We start from the raw sequence: 16,558 nt of genomic DNA, 5'->3' as shown, positions 1-16,558 counted from the left end.
CGGTGACCGCGCACATCGGGCACAACGTGCGCTCGCCGACGATCCACCCATTGGTCCGGGCGAAGGCCACCGCCTCGGGCCGGCCGGCGACGGCCGCGGCGAAGGTGTGCTCACACAGATCGCACCGCAACGTCCAGCCGCGCCTGCCTGCCGATCGCACCAATGCATGAACAGTCATGTTGTCCCCCGACTTCGACTCTGTGCCCCCAGCATGGCACAACCCGCGCGGACGTGGTGACCACGCAGGCCAGATCCCCAGCCGTCACAGGGTCAACCTCCGGCGTCGTGGTCATGCGCGAGATCACCGAAAACACCTGAGTCTCTGCGATGCGGTCACCGCTCATGAACCAGAGGGCCACATTCGAAGGGGACGTGTCATCTGGGCAGGTGAAGGCGCATCGTACGTGTGTCAGGACTCGACCAGCAGCGGCAGCGAGAGCGCCGCCGCGGAAGTCGCCGCGACGACAGCCGGTGCCGCGGGCAGGGAGCAGCGCACGCGCTGCTCCGGTGCGGCGACTGAGTCTGTTCGCGGCGGATCTGTCGGTGCGGTGATCTATGGTGACGTCCGCGACGAGCACCAGGTCGCCACCCACTGACCTAAGACCGGTGCTCCATCCCCGGTCCTGATCTGCGGAACACTTCCGCAGATCGGTCGGTGTGCGGTGGCGGCCTGTTTCTCTTAAGCCTCGAACGAGTGCCGAATGTGACGTCACGGCCGCGCGGGGGCCGTAGTGGCGGCGGATCTGTGCGCTAGGAGGCTGTGGAGCGGCGCGGCTGGCGGGCGGCGAAGACGGCCACCGTTCCGATGACGGTGATCTCGACGGACTCGAACGCCGCCGACAGCGCCGTGCGCAGACCGTCCAGGTCGTCGGCACTGTTGTCGAATGCCTTGATCGGCCCGTTGTAGAGGGCATTGAGGGTGCGGCCGAGCAGGTTGTGCGCCACTCCGGTCCCGAGGATGGTGGAGCCGAAGAACACTCCGTCGTCGGCGACGACCCGGGCGATGTGCCCGAACGCGTGCCCCTTCTGCGCCCAGGTTCCGGGGACGCAGTGGAACACGAAGTTTGCTGCCACGGAATCGAATACCCCCACGGCGGGGTCGATGGGGGCGAGGATGCTGCCGGTGTGCACCTCGGGGGTGATGTTCCGGTCGACGAGCCGGCCGGTGGTCATCGCCATCGTGTGGGTGTTGAGGTCCATCAGGGTGATCTCGGGCACCTCGGTGGGGTAGGTGGCGTGGTGGAGGTACCAGCCGGTGCCGGGGCCGATGTCGAGGTGCCGACTGCCGAGGTGGGTGTCGTAGTGGGCCAGGAGCCGCTCGCGGGGGCAGCGCCAGGCGTAGGTGTTGCTCCACTGCAGCACGAACGTGTCGTAGGCGGCCAACACGATCGGGCTGTACTTGGTGGCGCCGTCCTTCTCCGCCTGCGTGACCTCAGCGCTCATGTGTGTTCGTTCCCCCTGATCGTCGATATGTAGTGAAGCCGGTCCCCCGGTAGGGCCCGGGGCGATGGTAACGGTCCCACGCGTCCGCGTCGCCCGGGCACCACGCGCCCGCCCCAGGCCCCCCCACCCGAGACCTCTGCGCCCTTCATCCGGGCCTGGTGCACACCAGTCTATTTCGCTTCGAACTGTAATTTTCGATGCCCGGCAGGGAGGGACATTGTTCAGTCGGTGCGACGGCGGCGGGACTGGCGGAGGTCGGTGCGCGCGCCCTGGCCGGGCCGGTTGTTCGCCCACTCGATGATCTCCGATCGTTTCCACAGCGGCGTGCGGCCGATCTTCTCCACCGGCGCCGGAGCCTGCCCGCGGGTGACGTAGCCGCGGAACGTCGTGGCCGACAGCTCGGTACCGGTTTCGGACTTGATCAGCTCGAGGACCTGATCGGTGGTCAGTCGATGCGGGTTCGCCATCGTGGACGTATGTCCCTTCGGGGTCGTTCCCCGCGTGGTGGCGGGGGCGGTCGGGCGCGGCCTCATCGGTCCCGCCCGGCAGGTACCGCGTGCAGGCCAGCATAGGCCCAAACAATACAACGATTCATTGCAAGGTGCGAAACCCTGAGGAGATGCCGACCGGCGTCCGGCGGATCGGATATCGCGGGGCGGAAACGCTCGGCACCGGGTCCGACGCGACACCACAGTCCCTTGACCAGGGAGGACGACACGTCCCCACACCTCAGGTGCCCGTCACTGCAGGGACGCTCGCAGAAAAGACCATGCCCGACCACAGCTCGCAGCACGAACAGATCTTTCCGCCGCTCTGCAGTGCGCACCGACCTCGAGCACGACTCCGGCGTGGCGGTTCACACCCGTACCGGGCTGCAATCGCGTAGGCGAAAGTCGAACTCGCGAGCGGTCGGCTGCTCGTGAGCGGTCGGGTCAGAGTCTGCGGGCAGAAATCTCAAGGCCGGCACGTCTCAGTCGGTCGACGAGGACGTCACCGAGGGCGGTGGCGGGGGTGAGAACACCCGCCTCGTCGGGGAGCCGGTCGCGGTCCAGGACCAGGCTCAGTGCAGACTCCCCCAGCATGACTGCGGTCGCGCGGTATCCAGGGTCGCCGCCCTGCGCCTTCACGCGTGAGGCGTACCGGGCGCCGGTCGTGGTGGTGGTGTAGATGTCCATGACGAAATAGCCATTGCTCTGCGTCTTTTCGCTGGGGCCCTCACCCGGCGCCGGGAGGATGCGGTCGAGGACGTAGCGGGTGGGCCGGACACTCAATCCGAGGACGAGGCCACCGAGCACGGCGGCGACCCCGCCCGCGAAAAGGCGGGACAATCGCGAGTCACCAACGCTCATCACCTCGCGGTACTTGAACTTCCGGCCGTACGCCCAGCCACGCAGCGCGTTGCTGCGCCGGACGACGCGGGTGTTGTACGAGGCCATGACGAACGGTGCCTTCCACCCGCGCGCTTCCGGGGCGATGTCCGCGCCGTCCACGACGGCCACATCCGACTGTCGGCCAAGATCGGGTTCTTTCGTTCGGTCAGGGCTGAGTGAATACGGCGAGGCGGCGAGCCGGCGCAGCGCCCGATCCTTCTTCGACGCGTCGATCTGGGTGCGCAACGAGTCGATGGTCCCACCCGATACGCCGCCGCGCAGCGACGCCACCAACGTGGTCTCACCCAGGTCGCCGGCGCCGTCGGCCTGCACCGCCTGGTGCAGCACGTGCACCCCGAGGTCGGAGGGGATCGAGTCGTACCCGCAGGAGTGCACAATGCGAACTCCGTTGGTCCGGGCTTTCTCGTGGTGGGCGTCGATGCTGTCCCGGGCGAACAGCACCTCCCCGGTCAGGTCGACGTAGTCGGTGCCGGCCGCGACGCAGGCGTTCACGAGCTCGGCCCCGTACTTCGCGTACGGGCCCACCGTGGTCGCCACAACGTGCGTGCGGGCGACCAGTTCGACGAGGGCGAGCGGATCCTGCGAGTCGGCGATCAGGATCGGCCAGTCGACGGCCCGTGGCCCGAGGGTGGTGCGGAGCGCCTCGAGTTTCGTGTGGGAGCGTCCGGCGAGAGCGATCCGTACCCCGTCCGGGGCGGTGCGGGCGAGGTAGTCGGCGAGCAACCTGCCGACGAAGCCGGTGGCACCGTAGAGGACGAGATCGAGTTCGCGGTCGCGTGCGCTGTCGGTCATGGCCGCGAGCCTACAAGCGCGGCCGGGTCAGCGGAACAGGTACCCGTTACCCGAATACTCATATATCTGGAGGGTGGGAGCATCTGCGACGCCGCGTCGGGGGGACGTGTCATCTGCCCAGTTCAGGACTTTTTCCAGGTATCGGACGGGTGTGGCGTGGTGGTCGGCTGGGGTGTGACGTGGGCGGATTCGACCCACAGCCAGAGGTCGAGGTGCCCACGACCGTTGGCGGAGTGGACCGGAACGCAGACCTGCGCGAGCCAGCGGCCGTCCGTCGCGACGCGGAGCCAGGAATGCAGGGCCCCGGGCATCTCCGACTCCAGAACTATCCCGCCTGCCCGCACTCGTAATGCCAGGGTGTCGGCGCGGGTGAACCCCGACGGCCCGGGCAGGACGTGGGCCATGTCGACGACCACGGGCATCGGGGCAGGAAGGCGGCGCAGGACGGGGGCGCCGGGAAACGGTTCGCTCCACTCGTCCAGACCGGTGGGCCCGGTCATTGGGCGACCCGCAACTCCGGCACCGGCACTGGATCCGCCGAGGAGACGGGATCTGTTGTGGCACTGGCCCATTGGACGTGCCTGCCGCAGCCGGCGACGGTGATCCGGGCTCGGCGCGGCAGGTGGCCCCGCGTGAGCGCCTCGACGTCGAGGTCGAGTCCGGTGATCCGCCCCGGGCCGCCCGTAAGTCCGTGATAGCCGGCCACCTGCGCCTGCAGGCGGACGTCGACGTTCGGCCATCGCCCGTCGACTGCCAGGACCGCCCCGGCCCTCCGCGCCCTTGCGGTGACCGCCCTCACCCGGCTCGGTGGTGTGTCGCGGCCACCCACTCTGACGACGATCAGGTCGATTCCGTCGACGAGCACCGCCGCGACCGCGATCGGGTCGTCACCCGGATCCGGGATCAGGGCGCACCGGTTCAGGTCGGCGCCCATCTCGACGGCGGCGAGCAGGCCGAGGGTCGGGTCGCCGACCACGGCGGCCCAGTGGCCGGAACCGGTCACCGAGGCAAGAAGACTCGCGCGCAGCGACGCCGGACCGGCGATCTGTGCGACGGTGCCGCGGACCAGCCCCCGGTGTACGAGCAGATCCGCCAACGGACCCGCCACCGGAAGGGTCCGGATGCCCGCCGAAGCGGGCTGCTCCCCCACCGGAAGCGGGTCGACGCGGCCGACCCGAGGCGGCCCTGCCGAACGCGCGGGAATCGCGTCCATGCGTCGGCGCAGCTGCTCGATGCGGTCGGCTCTCGGGTCCACCGCTGCTTCGGCCTCCACAGCAACCCCTCCCACAACGCGACGATACTCGAACATATGTTCCCATACGTCGGAGGTGAGGCGTAGAGACGTACGGTCACGGTCGCAGCGGGACGTGCCGTTTCCGCTGGCCAGAACGTTCCCCTAGCTCCCCTACTGCCCATATGGGAGATAGGGGTTCTATGGGAACGACGCTGCCGCTCGGCGCCGCGCTTTCCGCGGAAACGGAGCCCCGGGGCTGCGGGTGCGTCAGTCGGCCTCACCGGCCGGGAGCCTGCTCGCCGCGGCCTTGATCTCTTCGGCGTAGCGGGGCTCGAAGTTGGGTGTCAGGCCCGCTGCGGCCCAGTAGTCGTTCTCGGGGTGGGCGGAGCCGATGAGTCCGCCGGCGATGCAGGCGATGGAGTCCGAGTCGCCGTTGCTGGTGGACGCCCAGGCGAGCGCCTCCGGTCCGGTCAATGCGGCCGGGCCGTGATCGACGGAGGTGGCAAGGTCGGCGACCAGCAGGGCCAGAGCGACCGCGCTGGCCGACTCCCAACCCTCACCGATCCCGACACAGGGATCCCCGAACTCGGTCGGCGACAGAGGGCGCAGCTGTTCGAGTCGGCCCGCGGCGGCCGTGAGGATGTCCGCGGTCCCGTCATCCAGTCCGTCTACCAGGTATGACGACACGTCCCCGGTGATCGGGGCGAGGATATCCCGCAGATAGCGGTCCTCGATCCAGGCACTGGTGCCGTTGTAGATCTGCGCAGCCGAAGTCCGGGCGTGCTCGAGGAACCGGCCGCGGCGCTGCGGCGCGTGGCGGATGGCGTCGGCGAGCAGCAGCGCCGGCACCACGGCCCGCGGGTGTTTGTGGGTGATCACGGCCTGCAGGGCGGTCAGGCCCAACCAATACGGGTCGGGTGCGAATGCGGTGGGGACCACACGCATCACGGCCCCGCAGCCGGCGGATTCGACGGCACCGTCGGTGTCGTACCAGCGGGCGCCGGCACGCAGGTTGCGCAGTGACGTCATGCAGGTGCGGCCCGGTGCCCTCGTGTTGTCGGGGTCGACCTGCCACCGCAGGAACTGCCGGGTGAGGGCGTCGGTGACCGTCTCGATGTCGTCGAAGTCGGCGACCTCGGCCAAAGCCCAATGAAGAGCAAGGGTCATCTGCGTGTCATCGGAGACAATCCACCACGGACCGGCGGGTGGGGCTACCGGATAGGCCGGCATCCGGGCGTAGCTGGTGAATTCGACCTGATAGCCCCAGGCGTCGCCGGCGGCCAGTCCGGTCCACGCGTTGGCGTACCGGATGTGGGTGCCAGCGACCGTGGTCGGGTGGCTCATCGACGCCCTCATGGTCATGGGGTCTCTCCTCGCGAGAGGGCGTAGGCGGCGGTGCGGACCGTCTCGATGTCCATGAGGTCCAGGTCGGCAACGCGGCCGAGGTAGTCGGCGATCGCGTCGGGGGTCATCCCCTGATCGAGGTGCCGGCGGATCTCGTCGAGCTGCTCGTCGCTGAGTGCGGCCATCGCCGTAGTCCTTCCGTCGTCGCCCCTCTAAAGGAGGGGACATGTCATTTTAGCTGGTAGAGAATGTTTTACGCGGCCTTGGTCGCGCCGCCGCCGGTGCCGCTGTCGGCTTCGGCGACGAGGTCTTCGGCGACCATGTAGACCGTCGGCCGGCCGCCGATGCCGTGGTGGTCGACCTTCACGCACCGCAGATTGGTGCCCATCGGGAGGACGACCTCGTCCTCGGAGGAGAACTTGGAGATGGATTTGAGTGGCAGTCCGTCTCGGGTGCGGACGACCATCATGTACGGCGGATGGCCGGCGAAGGCGTGCGCGGTGCCGTGATTGGTGGAAAAGCTGGTCACCTTGCCGATCTGCATGCGGGACCCGACCGTGAAGGCGGCGTCGATGTAGTCCTCGGTGCTGCCCTTCCATCCGCTCGGCACTCGGGTGCCGCGCACGAGTGTCATCGGCGCCGTGTTCGGGTTGTGTTCCCGGAACTTTCCGAACGCTGAATCCAGCTGCGACACCACGGTCTTGACGTGCCCGGAGGGACTCGGGTCGCGGCCGGTGATGGCCGCATTGATCGCGTGGTAGCTGCCGCCGGTGTAGGTGGTCAGCGCGCTCCGCTCCTGGTAGCTGAGCATCTTCTGCACGAACTGCGCGTTCGAGGTGGTCAGCGACCCGATGCTCGAGGTCTGCACCTGTCCCCCTGGCCCGACCTGAAAACCCCAGGCCTTCAGGTCGCCGGCCCGCTGCGCGACCACGCTGTAGTCGCCGGCGGTCTCCTTGCCGTAGGCGCGGATTCCGCTGCGCCAGAGGCTGGCGTGCGTGTCGGCGCCGAGACTGTGCGGCGGGATGTCGTGGTCGAAGTGCGGGATCACTCCGCCACCGACCGTGGGTGTCCCCACGGCACGTCGGTGTGCCTTCGCGTACGCGGCGTCGGCCTCGGCCTTGCTCGCGCCGCCGGTGAGGGCCTTCGCCCGCGCCTGCTGCCCTGCCGCGGCCGCCGCCTGTTCACGCAACGCGATCTTGTGCCGTTTGATGCCGTCGTGGATATCGGCGCGGGCCGGTCCGCCGCCGAGCGCGTTGGTCAGTGTGTCCCGGGCCTCGGCCATCTCTTCGTCGATCAACGCCTGTTGCGCGGCCGGCGTGGACGCGGTGCCCGCCACCGCCTTACGGGCCACGTGCAGCCCGACCTCGCCCTTCATCGCGTGGGCTTGCTTCTGTATGTCGGTGGCGTTCGCGGGCAGCGGATCAGGCGCGGTCAGGACCGGGATTCGGTTGGCCTTGGCCAGAGCGTCATTCTTACTGGTTGCCTGCCCCACCGGATGGTAGGCGTCGCCGCTGCGCTGCAGGATGATGAAGTCCGAGTAGCCGCGCCGGTAGATCGCTGTGCCGCCATCGAGGATGCGCCCCTCGACCTCGGTGACACCGGATCCGGTTTCCATCGCGATGGTGCCGGCGTTGTAGACGCCGGTGTCTCGTGGTGTTGCTGCCAAGCCGGGTTGCCCGCCCTCGGTGAGCGCCTGCGCCGCGGCGGGCGCGGCGCGGCGGTTCAACGCTCGGGTGATCGTGTCGACCTCATCATCAGAGAGGGATGCGAAGTAGGCGTCGCGCTCGGCGTCGGTGGCCATGTCATCGCGGAGCCCGAACTTGGCGGCGGCGAGGTCTTCTCTGGCCTCACGCTGCCGGCGCTGAGCGTCGAGGTATGCCTGTTTGGCGTCGTCGACGTCATTCTGTTTCGCAGCGACGTCGGATTCCGCTCCGGTCCCTTCCGCCGCGGCCTTCTTCGCCTTCCGCAACCGGGCGCGAAGCCGGTTGACGGCCTTGCGGGCGTCCTCGGCCTCCGAGTCGGCCGCAGTGACGCGCTGCTCGGCCTCCTCCAGCGCGGCCTGCGCCGGGGTGATCGTCGGGGCGGCAAGTTTCACGCGTTCCGCTTCGGCATGAGCGATCAGCAGTTTCGCCGACGGTGGGTTGGCGTGGGTACTCGGCATCGGGGTGTCCCCCAGCACCGATGGATCGATTCCCAACGCCGACATCAGCTCTGGCAGGACACTCGGGGGCGCCGCCTGCACCGCGGCCGCCGTCTCGACCATGCCCTGCTCTTTCAGGTGGTCGACGACCTTCTTCCGGGCTTCACGGCCCCATCGCCTGTTCGCGTTGGCCTTGGCGGCGGCCTTGTAGCTTCCGCAGCCGGGGCACCGGCGACCACTTCCGTGAACTTTCGAGCGGCACATGGGGGCATCCTTCTGGGCAGACGACACGTCCCCCTCCCCGAACCGGTCTCGGGCAGTAGGGCGGGCGAGTCGATGACAACAAAGCACTACGGGGTGGACGGGGGCACTGCGCGCATCGACGTCGTCGGTCATGTGGTTCATGGCAGTTCACCCCCCGTCCGTGTGGTGCCGGCCCTGCCCGGGCGTGAGATATCGAAGGATCCCTCACCGATCGCAACCTACCTTACAATGTCACATTTCAATGTATCGTGCCGTTGGAGGGTTTGCGGGACAGTTCCTGCGCCAGGATGGGTGCCCCGCGAATCTGCTGTCGGCGTGCAGTTCCCGCGCCGACAACGGGAAACCGCGCGGGAAGGTGGGCGTGCGAGCAGGCGCGGGGTTCCCACGATCTGCTGCTGGCGTTGCTCACTGTCGCTGGCCTCGTGCGGTGCGGACTGCTTGATCGCGGAGTCGGTGCCAGTCGATCTGCCCGCTGCTCAACGCCTCTGGGCGGTGCCCGATGTGGAACAGCCCGGTGGTGTGCGGGCAGACGAACACCGCAAGGCCCTTCTCACCGGGATGTCTTTTCCGAACGGCCTTGGCGTCCGCGCGGCTGTGATAGCCGCGGTGATGACACAGGTGGCAGAAGGTCCAGCGGGCGGCCGGATTGTGGGCGCGAAAGGTCATACCGACCGACCGATCTGCAGATTCAGCCAATCGGACAGCCAGGTGATTGCGTTCCTCCCCGCGTTGTCGACAACCAGAGCGCCGTAATTGGTGTGGGCACCGGAAGTGAAAAAGCTCGCGGCGTTCAGGCCCTCGCCGACCAGGGCGGTCAGGTCCTCGGTGCCGCGGGACTGGGCCATGGTCGTCAACGAGCCGGTCAACGCCGGCAGATCGAGATTCTGCGCCTGGGCGCTGATGCTGGTGGCCGCGTTCGAGGTCTTGCCCAGTAGCTCCGGCGGGGTCTTGGAGGCTTTGCCGGAGAGCATGTTCACCGCCACCGAGGCGAGGTCGAGGCCCACGGGCACGAGCCCGGCCATCGCGGCACCTGCTCCGAGAGTGTCGGGGAGCTGTCCGGGTGGCGGGAGTAGTTTCTCGAGCGCGGTCCAGGCAATTTCCTGGATCTGACCGATCAGGGTGGCCAAGCGGATGACGTCGACGCCTCCGAGGATCGACGCAATGAGTGCGGCGATCTGGGTGTATCCGGTGGGGTCTGGGATGACCGACAACACCTGCGAAACCCAGCGAAGATCCACGGCGGCGGCCATCTTCACCAGCGGCGCGAATTGGTTGTTCAGCTCCCCGGCGACCTGGTGCGCTCCGTGGGCGTCGAGCGCGGCGACCTTCTGCGGCAACACGGTGAGGTTGCGGAGAATGCCCGGCACGTCGAGAGCCGTCACGCCCGTTGCGACGTTGAGGACCTGACCCACCACCGTGGCCGGTTTCAGTACCGACAGCACATTCGACGCTGCCCCGAGCGCATCGGCTGGAGTGGATGTCAGCGGGGTGACTTGGCCGCCGAGGGTGGTGGCCGCGGCCGACAGCTGCGCCGCGTCCCCCGACGTCGACGCCACAGTCGAAGAGCCCGAATCGGCGAGCTTCGCTGCGGTGTCGGCGATCGTCGTCACGGTGCCCAGCGCAGCGGACAGATCGGATGCCCCGGCGTTGGAAAGCACCTCGGAGGCGCTGAATTCGGGGCTACCCACCGGGGCTGCGGCGAGCTGCCGTGTGGCGGCGTGGGCGGCCCCGGAGTCGATCAGGTCAGCTATCGGGGCGAGTGTCTTTGCGATGGACGATGCCGTCGCTGCAACGCCGCCGACATTGATGTTCGGCTCGGAGAGCTGCTGTCCGAGGGCGGCGACGTTGCGGCCCAGTGCGGGTATGTCTGCACCGGAGAAATCTGAGGTCAGCGCGGTGGCCAGCTGGGCGTTTCCGTCGATGTTGCTGGTGCCATTCGTGCTGGGGGTCTTGCTCAGAATCGATCCGAGCGAGCCGAGGAGGGGGTTGTCGCCTTTGCGGATCGAGCAGTACAGGTCGCCGGGATCGCAGATCGAGGCAACTCGGCCAGAGAGCTTGCCCATTCCTTGGGGGCGTGGGTCCGCGATGCCGTCGCCGGAGGTGCGCGGGCCCACAATCGCCGAGCCCTTGGTGCCGGCGCCGGGGTCGGCGAGCAGGCCGACCGCCAGGACACGATCAGCTGGGACGGGCCCGTTGTCGTTGCCGATCCCAGATGCAAGGTCGCCTGCGGCGTCGGCGCCCTGGGAGTAGCCGGTGATCGTGAACTTCGTGTTCTTGCACTTGCCCCCGACGTCGGCGAGTACGGCCTTGGACTTGCTGAGGGCGTCAACCTTGCTGTCGGCGTAGGTGTGTCCGTTGTCGAACGCTCGCGACATGTAGGGCAGAACATAAATCTCGGCCTGCTTGCCGTTCTCTCGTTCGATGGCCTCAGCGACCGGTGCCAGCATCCCGACAGGCTGGCTGGGGTCGGCGTTCTCTGATGTCTCCCAGGTGCCGGGGATGAGCAAATTGAATGTTGCCGCACAGCTGGTGGGGTCAGCGTGTGCGATCGCGGGGGCTGTCAATGCGACGCAACCGCCGGCGACGGTCGCGCACGCAACGAGAGCGACCACGCTGCGGGCTCTCGAACGTCTTGCGGGCATTGGCACCTCATCTGTAGGGACGAGCTTTGTAGCTCACCCCTCGATGCGGCCCCGGGATGCCACGCGCAGCCTCCGAAGAACACACACCGGTGAGGTGAGGTGCATACGGTGACCGAATTCGACAGCCAGATTCAACGGGGTATGTGGATAACCCTCAGTAACATGCCGCCTGCCGCCCGACCCTCCGCGCACTCCCGTGTCTTCCCCGCGGTATAACCTGCAGAAACGGCACGTCCCCTTCAGATCAGATCCAGTCGATGTGCACGGAGTCGATGTGGTCGAAATGGAACCCGAACTGATCGCTGTACTTATCGAAGCCCTTGTTCTCGGGGTAGTCGAGTGTGGCGTGCCGTTCGAGCAGTGCGACGACCCGGGCGTGATCGTCGTTGGCCAACGCGGCCGCGAGTTCACGGGACTCGTCACTTGTGAACGGGGTGTCCGAGTTCGCGAAATCCAGGGTCCGGACCCGATAGTCGTACCCCTCGTCGGCCCCGTTACGCACCATCACACCACCCCGGACCCGGATCACCGCCCGCTTCGGGGTTCCATCCGGGCGCAACACCCCCGCCCGCCTCATGATGTCCAGCGCCCTCACGGATTTCAGCTTCTTGCTGGCGTCGGCCCGCAACTCATTCGTTTCCCCCGACCGGTACCGCGACACCGCGGAGCGGGACCGGCCGATCTTCGCGGCCACCGCATCGACGCCACCGAGGCGTTCGATCGCCGCCCGGCGTTGGGCCCGCTCGAGCACATCCGCGTGCGGGATGCGCCCCTGTTGCGCCCACCGGCGCAACGTGCGCGCCGACGGCGGGGTGCGGCCGGCATCGATCGCCGCCTGCCGCAAACCCTCGTTGCCGAGCTCCTTCCGCAGCTGCGTGACCGAGACCTTGCTGGTCAGCCCCGCCAGCCCCCCGGACTTGACCTGCTTGGATTTCTCGACACCGCTGGTCGCGGCATTCGCGACCGACACCTTGAGACCGTCCAGACCGACCGCCTGCTGCGCCGGCTTCGTGGTGCGCGGCTTCGGCAAGTGCAGGGCCATCAGAGCACCCCCTCCCCCTCGTCGTCGGCGAACTCCTCGTCGGCGAAGGCCGCCCGGATCGCCAGATTCACCTCGTGCACATCCTGAGCCGACGCCAACGCCGACTGGAGTGGGTCGGTGAGGGGCGTGTCCTTCTCCACCGCCATCTTCCCCAACGCCACACTCTCATCCGCGAGATCCTCCCCGCCGGCGAGCAGATACACCCAGGAGTCGGTGACCGTCCGGATCGGCCACCGCCCGCGCTCGCGGCCGATCCGCATCGCCACCCGCCGGCCCCGCCACCGGCAGTGCGCAATGATCGCCGCCCGCCACACAGGTTGGTGATGATGGGCCATCCGGGTCGCGGTCCACATGTCCGGGTTCACCATCCGCCCGATGTACCCCTTGTAACAGGACCCGATAAACCGTTTCGTCGCCACATCCCCGGTGTCCACCGACACCTTCCGCGCCTCACGCAAAATCTTCGCCCACTTGTCCAACACCCGGCCCTGCTCCGGAAACACCCACGACTCGACGATGTCGAGGTCGTCGAGGTCGGCGCCGATCCCCCCATCCGCCACCGGGGAGCACAACCCGTCCAGGCTGACCGTCGTGACCCAGGTCTGCACCGGCTGATCGGCGAGCATGTGCGGGTGCGGCAACGGGAGTTTCTCGGGCAGCGACAACGTCCGCCCGGGAGGGAGGGTGATCCGCCACAGCCCGAACGGGGCCCCCTTCTCCCCCACCGCCGCCGCGGCCGCCGCCTGACCGGTCAGATGGGTGGGCTGCCCGTACCCGAATTCGAGCATCCCCGCCGACGCCAGATAGGCGGCGCGTTGGTCGATGGACACCAACCGGCACACCCCCTCCAGGTCGTCCGTGTCGGGCATTCGGGTCCACCCGGCCGCGGGTTCGAGGTCCCCGCGCGGGGCGCCGTCCAACGGCGGCACCGGCCCCGCCGTCGCCACCACCAGGCCCTTGCCCGACCGGGTGCGTTCCCGCTTGATCTTGTCGACGATCGCGGCACCGGTCCGCGCCGGCGTCGGCCCCGGAAGCACCCCGAGGTGCCGGGCGCACCAGGCCAACCGGCGCCCCAACTCCCGCGCCGCCGGCAGGTCCTCGTCGGGGAGATACGTACCCGCCGCCGGTGAGCCGAGGATCCCCATCTCCCCGACCCGGTTGTTCCAGCCGAAGTCCTTGTTCCAGTACGTCCACACGTACGGCTCGATCACCACATCGACCATCGAGGTGAACTTGCCGATCGACCGGGACAGGTGCACCACATGCCCCGGATCTCCCCGCAACTCCCAGCCCGCGGTCAGCATCGGCGTCAACGTCGCCTGCAGCACCGCGGTCAGGTCGGCGGCGGCGCGGGTGCGCAGTGCCTCCATGTCGTCGAAGTCGTCCTCGGACCCCGGGTCGATCACCCACCCCAACGATTCACACGCGCCCTGGCCCACGATCCACACCTGCGGCGGCGAACCCAACGGTGTCAGGGCGGCCCAGCGCACCAGTTTGTCCAGCTTCTCCACCGAATCGACCGGACCGGTCAACTCCCGCCCCGACGGCGTGTACGTCCCGTCGGCGGTCACGATCAACGCATGCTCATCCGCCTCCACACCCACCGGCAGCGACTCCCACACCGGCCGGCCCGGTGCTGTCGGCTCGGTCTCCGGCGCAGTCGGCGGTTCCACGGCCACGTCAGGTGTCGGCGGTTCCGCGGCAACGGTAGGCGTCGGCGATTCTGCGGCAGCGGCAGGTATCGACGGCTCTGGGGCAGCAGTAGGTGTCGGCGACTCTTCCTCGGCGATGTCCTCGGCGTCGATCTCGTCGGCCTCATCGGTGACAGGATCCGGGGCGGAGGGCTGGTGCAGGTCGAACAGGGCAATCTGCTCCCACGGACGACTCATCGCTCTACTGCTCCCCGATCCGGCCATCAGGATCCGCCGCCGGTACGTCGTAGCGGTCCAGCAACTCCTGCAGCGCCACGTCCACGACGCTGGTGACCGTGAACTGTCGGTTCTTCACCAGCCACTTCAGCCGGGCCTCCGTCGACGCCAGCACCCAGGTGTTCAGCTGCACCTTCACCGGACCCCTGCGGGACTCGAGCTTCGACGTCAACGCGTCGGTGGCCGCCGCGGCGACGGAACCACCTTTCGAGGTTCGGGAATCGGTGTGCTGCTTCGATGTTCGCCCTCCCGCGCTGGGCCGCGACGAGTGGCCTCCACGTTTTCCGGCCTGCGCCATACCCCACTCCTTCTCCCGCTCCCCTGTGGCCGCCGGACCCAGACTAGTCGATACACGCGCAATCACACGCTTTATTACGCGCAGTTTTGCGTGCAAGCTTCCACGCCAAGCTCTGCGACCTGGGCTCCGGTCGGGTCGCCGGTTCCGCCTTCGCCCGAACGCCCGACGTCGAATGAGTCGACGACACGCGATCATCGGCGTCCACGCGAGCGCGTCAACGGCCAGCGGTATCACCGACACGGGTAACCAGACTGTCTTCGATCGGCTGGCCGTCGTGACCGGTCATCGATCCTCAGATAGACCGGGTCAGTGGCCCAGATTCCTCCCGCTGGACCGCATCCCCGCGATACCAGCGGGGTCAGCCGATTCCATTAGCCTCGAGGCATGTCCTCCCCCGTCCCCACCGACTACGCCGCCACACTCGAGAGCATCAAGCGGCTCGTGCACGAGGCGCGCTACATCGCCCAGCGCCGGGTGAACACCGAACTGCTCAGGCTCTACTGGCAGATCGGGGCGACGATCATCGAGCGACAGAAGACGGCCCCGTGGGGCAGTAAGGTCCTCTCCCGGCTCTCCGCGGATCTGCGCACAGAGTTCCCCCATGCGAAGGGTTTCTCACCGGCCAACCTGAAGTACATGCGGAGGTTCGCCGAGGCGTGGCCCGACCAGGAGGCAATCGGTCAACGACCCGTTGGCCAATTGCCCTGGGGCCATGTCATCGAGTTGCTCGAGAAGCTCGACGACGCCGAGTTGCGCGACTGGTACAGCGCCAAGGACATCGCACACGGCTGGAGTCGTCCCGTGCTGGCACACCAGATCAAGACCCAACTGCACCTGCGTGAGGGTGCGGCCCCGTCCAACTTCCCGCACGCGCTCGAGCGCACCGATTCCGAGCTCGCTCAGCAGATCACCAAGGATCCGTTCACGCTCGAATTCCTCGCCATCGACGGCGACGCCGCCGAGCGGCAACTCGAGGATCGGCTCGTCGAGCGCATCATCGATACCCTTCGCGAGCTCGGCCCCGGGTTCGCATTTGTGGGCCGCCAGGTCCGCTTCGATGTCGAGGGCGATGACTATTTCGTCGACTTACTCTTCTTTCACGTCGAGCAACTCCGGTACGTGGTCATCGAACTCAAGACCACGAAGTTCGACCCACGCGACGCCGGCCAGCTCGGCTTCTATGTCGCCCTCGTCGAGGACCGGCTGCGCAGGCCGCAGCACCAGCCCACGGTCGGGATGCTATTGGTGGCGGACAAGAACGAGTCCGTCGTCCGGTACGCACTCGCCGGCACCACCCAGCCGATCGCCGTCTCCCGCTACGACCTCTCGCCCGCCGAGCAGGCCGCGCTCCCCGCCGAGGACGCCCTCACGCGCGCGGTCGCCCTCGAGCTCGACGACCACACCCCTCAGTCGACACAACCCCATCGGAAACACTCATCACGCAGTGGATCCGGCGGGTGACGCGGGACGTGCGGGTCCGACAGGGGATCCGCACACGGGGATCGGGCCCGCACCTGACGTAAGTGTCAGAGCGTCCGGATCGCCCGTCGCGGCACGGGCGCCGGCCCGGCCCGGGCTGGGCTGGGCTGCCCGAACCGCGGTCGTCGCCGGTGTAGCGCCAAACCCTCAGTTCGGGCATTAAGGCGCCCCGACGTCGGGGGGTGACGCCGGGGCGAGAGTTCCGAGAACCAGTTTGGGGGGGATCCCCGGAACGGCGCCAACAGTACACACCGCGACCGACAGAGAGCGTGCGGCTACAGTTCCGCGGTCAGGTCGACATCGGGCGGGTTCACACTTATTCGCGCATCCCGTCGGCGAGCTCGAGGACTCGCCCCAGGTACCGCGTCATGAAGGCATCGAGCGCACGCCGCGACAACTCAGGGCAGCCGGCCTTGCGGAAATAGTGCTCGAGATCGACGAGCTTGGTGCCGATACACACGCGCTGCTCATCCAGATTAACCAGCTCGCCCACCAGACGATCGAGGTCATCGGCCTTGCTCATCACACTGTCCATCGGTCTCACCTCGGCACTCAAGTTGG

The 16,558-nt window shown here is 67.9% G+C and carries 16 protein-coding genes; 2 read left to right on the top strand and 14 right to left on the bottom strand.

What is annotated here, in order from left to right:
• Positions 1-404 precede the first annotated feature (404 nt).
• The gene (locus tag P3H15_RS50320; RefSeq protein ID WP_276144198.1) at positions 405-596 is read left to right on the top strand and encodes a hypothetical protein; all 192 of its coding nucleotides are present in this window, start codon (positions 405-407) and stop codon (positions 594-596) included.
• Between the two features lie 154 nt (positions 597-750).
• On the opposite strand, the gene P3H15_RS50315 is transcribed toward P3H15_RS50320, so the two are convergent.
• The 13 genes from P3H15_RS50315 to P3H15_RS50255 all read right to left on the bottom strand — a co-directional run bounded on the left by P3H15_RS50315 (position 751) and on the right by P3H15_RS50255 (position 14,518).
• On the bottom strand, positions 751-1,443 hold the full coding sequence (locus P3H15_RS50315) for a class I SAM-dependent methyltransferase (protein WP_276144197.1): 693 nt from the start codon (positions 1,441-1,443) through the stop codon (positions 751-753).
• Between the two features lie 221 nt (positions 1,444-1,664).
• A complete protein-coding gene (locus P3H15_RS50310; protein WP_276144196.1) occupies positions 1,665-1,910 on the bottom strand; it encodes an AlpA family transcriptional regulator in 246 nt (81 codons plus the stop codon).
• A 465-nt stretch (positions 1,911-2,375) separates the two neighbouring features.
• Positions 2,376-3,626: a trans-acting enoyl reductase family protein gene (locus tag P3H15_RS50305; RefSeq protein WP_276144195.1), complete on the bottom strand. Its 1,251-nt coding sequence runs from the start codon at positions 3,624-3,626 to the stop codon at positions 2,376-2,378.
• Positions 3,627-3,748: 122 nt separating this feature from the next.
• A complete protein-coding gene (locus P3H15_RS50300; RefSeq protein ID WP_276144194.1) occupies positions 3,749-4,126 on the bottom strand; it encodes a hypothetical protein in 378 nt (125 codons plus the stop codon).
• On the bottom strand, positions 4,123-4,899 hold the full coding sequence (locus P3H15_RS50295; RefSeq protein ID WP_276144193.1) for a hypothetical protein: 777 nt from the start codon (positions 4,897-4,899) through the stop codon (positions 4,123-4,125). The genes P3H15_RS50300 and P3H15_RS50295 overlap by 4 nt, the downstream gene beginning before the upstream one ends.
• Before the next feature lie 228 nt (positions 4,900-5,127).
• The gene (locus P3H15_RS50290; protein WP_276144200.1) at positions 5,128-6,204 is read right to left on the bottom strand and encodes an ADP-ribosylglycohydrolase family protein; all 1,077 of its coding nucleotides are present in this window, start codon (positions 6,202-6,204) and stop codon (positions 5,128-5,130) included.
• A gap of 14 nt (positions 6,205-6,218) precedes the next feature.
• Entirely contained in the window at positions 6,219-6,389 is a 171-nt protein-coding gene (locus P3H15_RS50285; RefSeq protein WP_276144192.1) for a hypothetical protein, read from the bottom strand.
• A 68-nt stretch (positions 6,390-6,457) separates the two neighbouring features.
• Positions 6,458-8,467, bottom strand: a complete 2,010-nt coding sequence (locus P3H15_RS50280) for an ADP-ribosyltransferase (RefSeq protein ID WP_276144199.1) — start codon at positions 8,465-8,467, stop codon at positions 6,458-6,460.
• A gap of 546 nt (positions 8,468-9,013) precedes the next feature.
• Positions 9,014-9,274, bottom strand: a complete 261-nt coding sequence (locus tag P3H15_RS50275; protein ID WP_276144191.1) for a hypothetical protein — start codon at positions 9,272-9,274, stop codon at positions 9,014-9,016.
• Positions 9,271-11,250, bottom strand: coding sequence for a cutinase family protein (locus P3H15_RS50270; protein WP_276144190.1), 1,980 nt, complete (start codon positions 11,248-11,250; stop codon positions 9,271-9,273). The genes P3H15_RS50275 and P3H15_RS50270 overlap by 4 nt, the downstream gene beginning before the upstream one ends.
• A gap of 244 nt (positions 11,251-11,494) precedes the next feature.
• Positions 11,495-12,292, bottom strand: a complete 798-nt coding sequence (locus P3H15_RS50265) for a hypothetical protein (protein WP_276144189.1) — start codon at positions 12,290-12,292, stop codon at positions 11,495-11,497.
• The gene (locus P3H15_RS50260; RefSeq protein WP_276144188.1) at positions 12,292-14,181 is read right to left on the bottom strand and encodes a hypothetical protein; all 1,890 of its coding nucleotides are present in this window, start codon (positions 14,179-14,181) and stop codon (positions 12,292-12,294) included. The genes P3H15_RS50265 and P3H15_RS50260 overlap by 1 nt, the downstream gene beginning before the upstream one ends.
• A gap of 4 nt (positions 14,182-14,185) precedes the next feature.
• The gene (locus P3H15_RS50255) at positions 14,186-14,518 is read right to left on the bottom strand and encodes a hypothetical protein (protein ID WP_276144187.1); all 333 of its coding nucleotides are present in this window, start codon (positions 14,516-14,518) and stop codon (positions 14,186-14,188) included.
• 384 nt (positions 14,519-14,902) lie between these two features.
• Here P3H15_RS50255 and P3H15_RS50250 point away from each other — a divergent pair, with 384 nt between their 5' ends.
• Entirely contained in the window at positions 14,903-15,979 is a 1,077-nt protein-coding gene (locus P3H15_RS50250; RefSeq protein ID WP_276144186.1) for a YhcG family protein, read from the top strand.
• A gap of 334 nt (positions 15,980-16,313) precedes the next feature.
• Here the strand turns inward: P3H15_RS50250 and P3H15_RS50245 are convergent.
• Positions 16,314-16,558: hypothetical protein (locus P3H15_RS50245; RefSeq protein WP_276144185.1), on the bottom strand; the 245-nt coding region annotated here is incomplete at its 5' end.

The sequence above is a fragment of the Rhodococcus sp. T2V genome, from assembly GCF_029269925.1.
GTDB classification, from domain to species: Bacteria; Actinomycetota; Actinomycetes; order Mycobacteriales; family Mycobacteriaceae; genus Rhodococcus_F; species Rhodococcus_F koreensis.
The sequence above is the reverse complement of the archived record's forward strand: the minus strand, read 5'-3'. Positions and strand labels throughout refer to the sequence as shown.

Bases quoted from the DNA above. Each gene is read 5' to 3' on its own strand.
- P3H15_RS50315 (WP_276144197.1), bottom strand. From the start codon at position 1,443: ATGAGCGCTGAGGTCACGCAGGCGGAGAAGGACGGCGCCACCAAGTAC.
- P3H15_RS50310 (WP_276144196.1), bottom strand. From the start codon at position 1,910: ATGGCGAACCCGCATCGACTGACCACCGATCAGGTCCTCGAGCTGATC.
- P3H15_RS50305 (WP_276144195.1), bottom strand. From the start codon at position 3,626: ATGACCGACAGCGCACGCGACCGCGAACTCGATCTCGTCCTCTACGGT.
- P3H15_RS50300 (WP_276144194.1), bottom strand. From the start codon at position 4,126: ATGACCGGGCCCACCGGTCTGGACGAGTGGAGCGAACCGTTTCCCGGC.
- P3H15_RS50290 (WP_276144200.1), bottom strand. From the start codon at position 6,204: ATGAGCCACCCGACCACGGTCGCTGGCACCCACATCCGGTACGCCAAC.
- P3H15_RS50285 (WP_276144192.1), bottom strand. From the start codon at position 6,389: ATGGCCGCACTCAGCGACGAGCAGCTCGACGAGATCCGCCGGCACCTC.
- P3H15_RS50280 (WP_276144199.1), bottom strand. From the start codon at position 8,467: ATGGTCGAGACGGCGGCCGCGGTGCAGGCGGCGCCCCCGAGTGTCCTG.
- P3H15_RS50275 (WP_276144191.1), bottom strand. From the start codon at position 9,274: ATGACCTTTCGCGCCCACAATCCGGCCGCCCGCTGGACCTTCTGCCAC.
- P3H15_RS50270 (WP_276144190.1), bottom strand. From the start codon at position 11,250: ATGCCCGCAAGACGTTCGAGAGCCCGCAGCGTGGTCGCTCTCGTTGCG.
- P3H15_RS50265 (WP_276144189.1), bottom strand. From the start codon at position 12,292: ATGGCCCTGCACTTGCCGAAGCCGCGCACCACGAAGCCGGCGCAGCAG.
- P3H15_RS50260 (WP_276144188.1), bottom strand. From the start codon at position 14,181: ATGAGTCGTCCGTGGGAGCAGATTGCCCTGTTCGACCTGCACCAGCCC.
- P3H15_RS50255 (WP_276144187.1), bottom strand. From the start codon at position 14,518: ATGGCGCAGGCCGGAAAACGTGGAGGCCACTCGTCGCGGCCCAGCGCG.
- P3H15_RS50250 (WP_276144186.1), top strand. From the start codon at position 14,903: ATGTCCTCCCCCGTCCCCACCGACTACGCCGCCACACTCGAGAGCATC.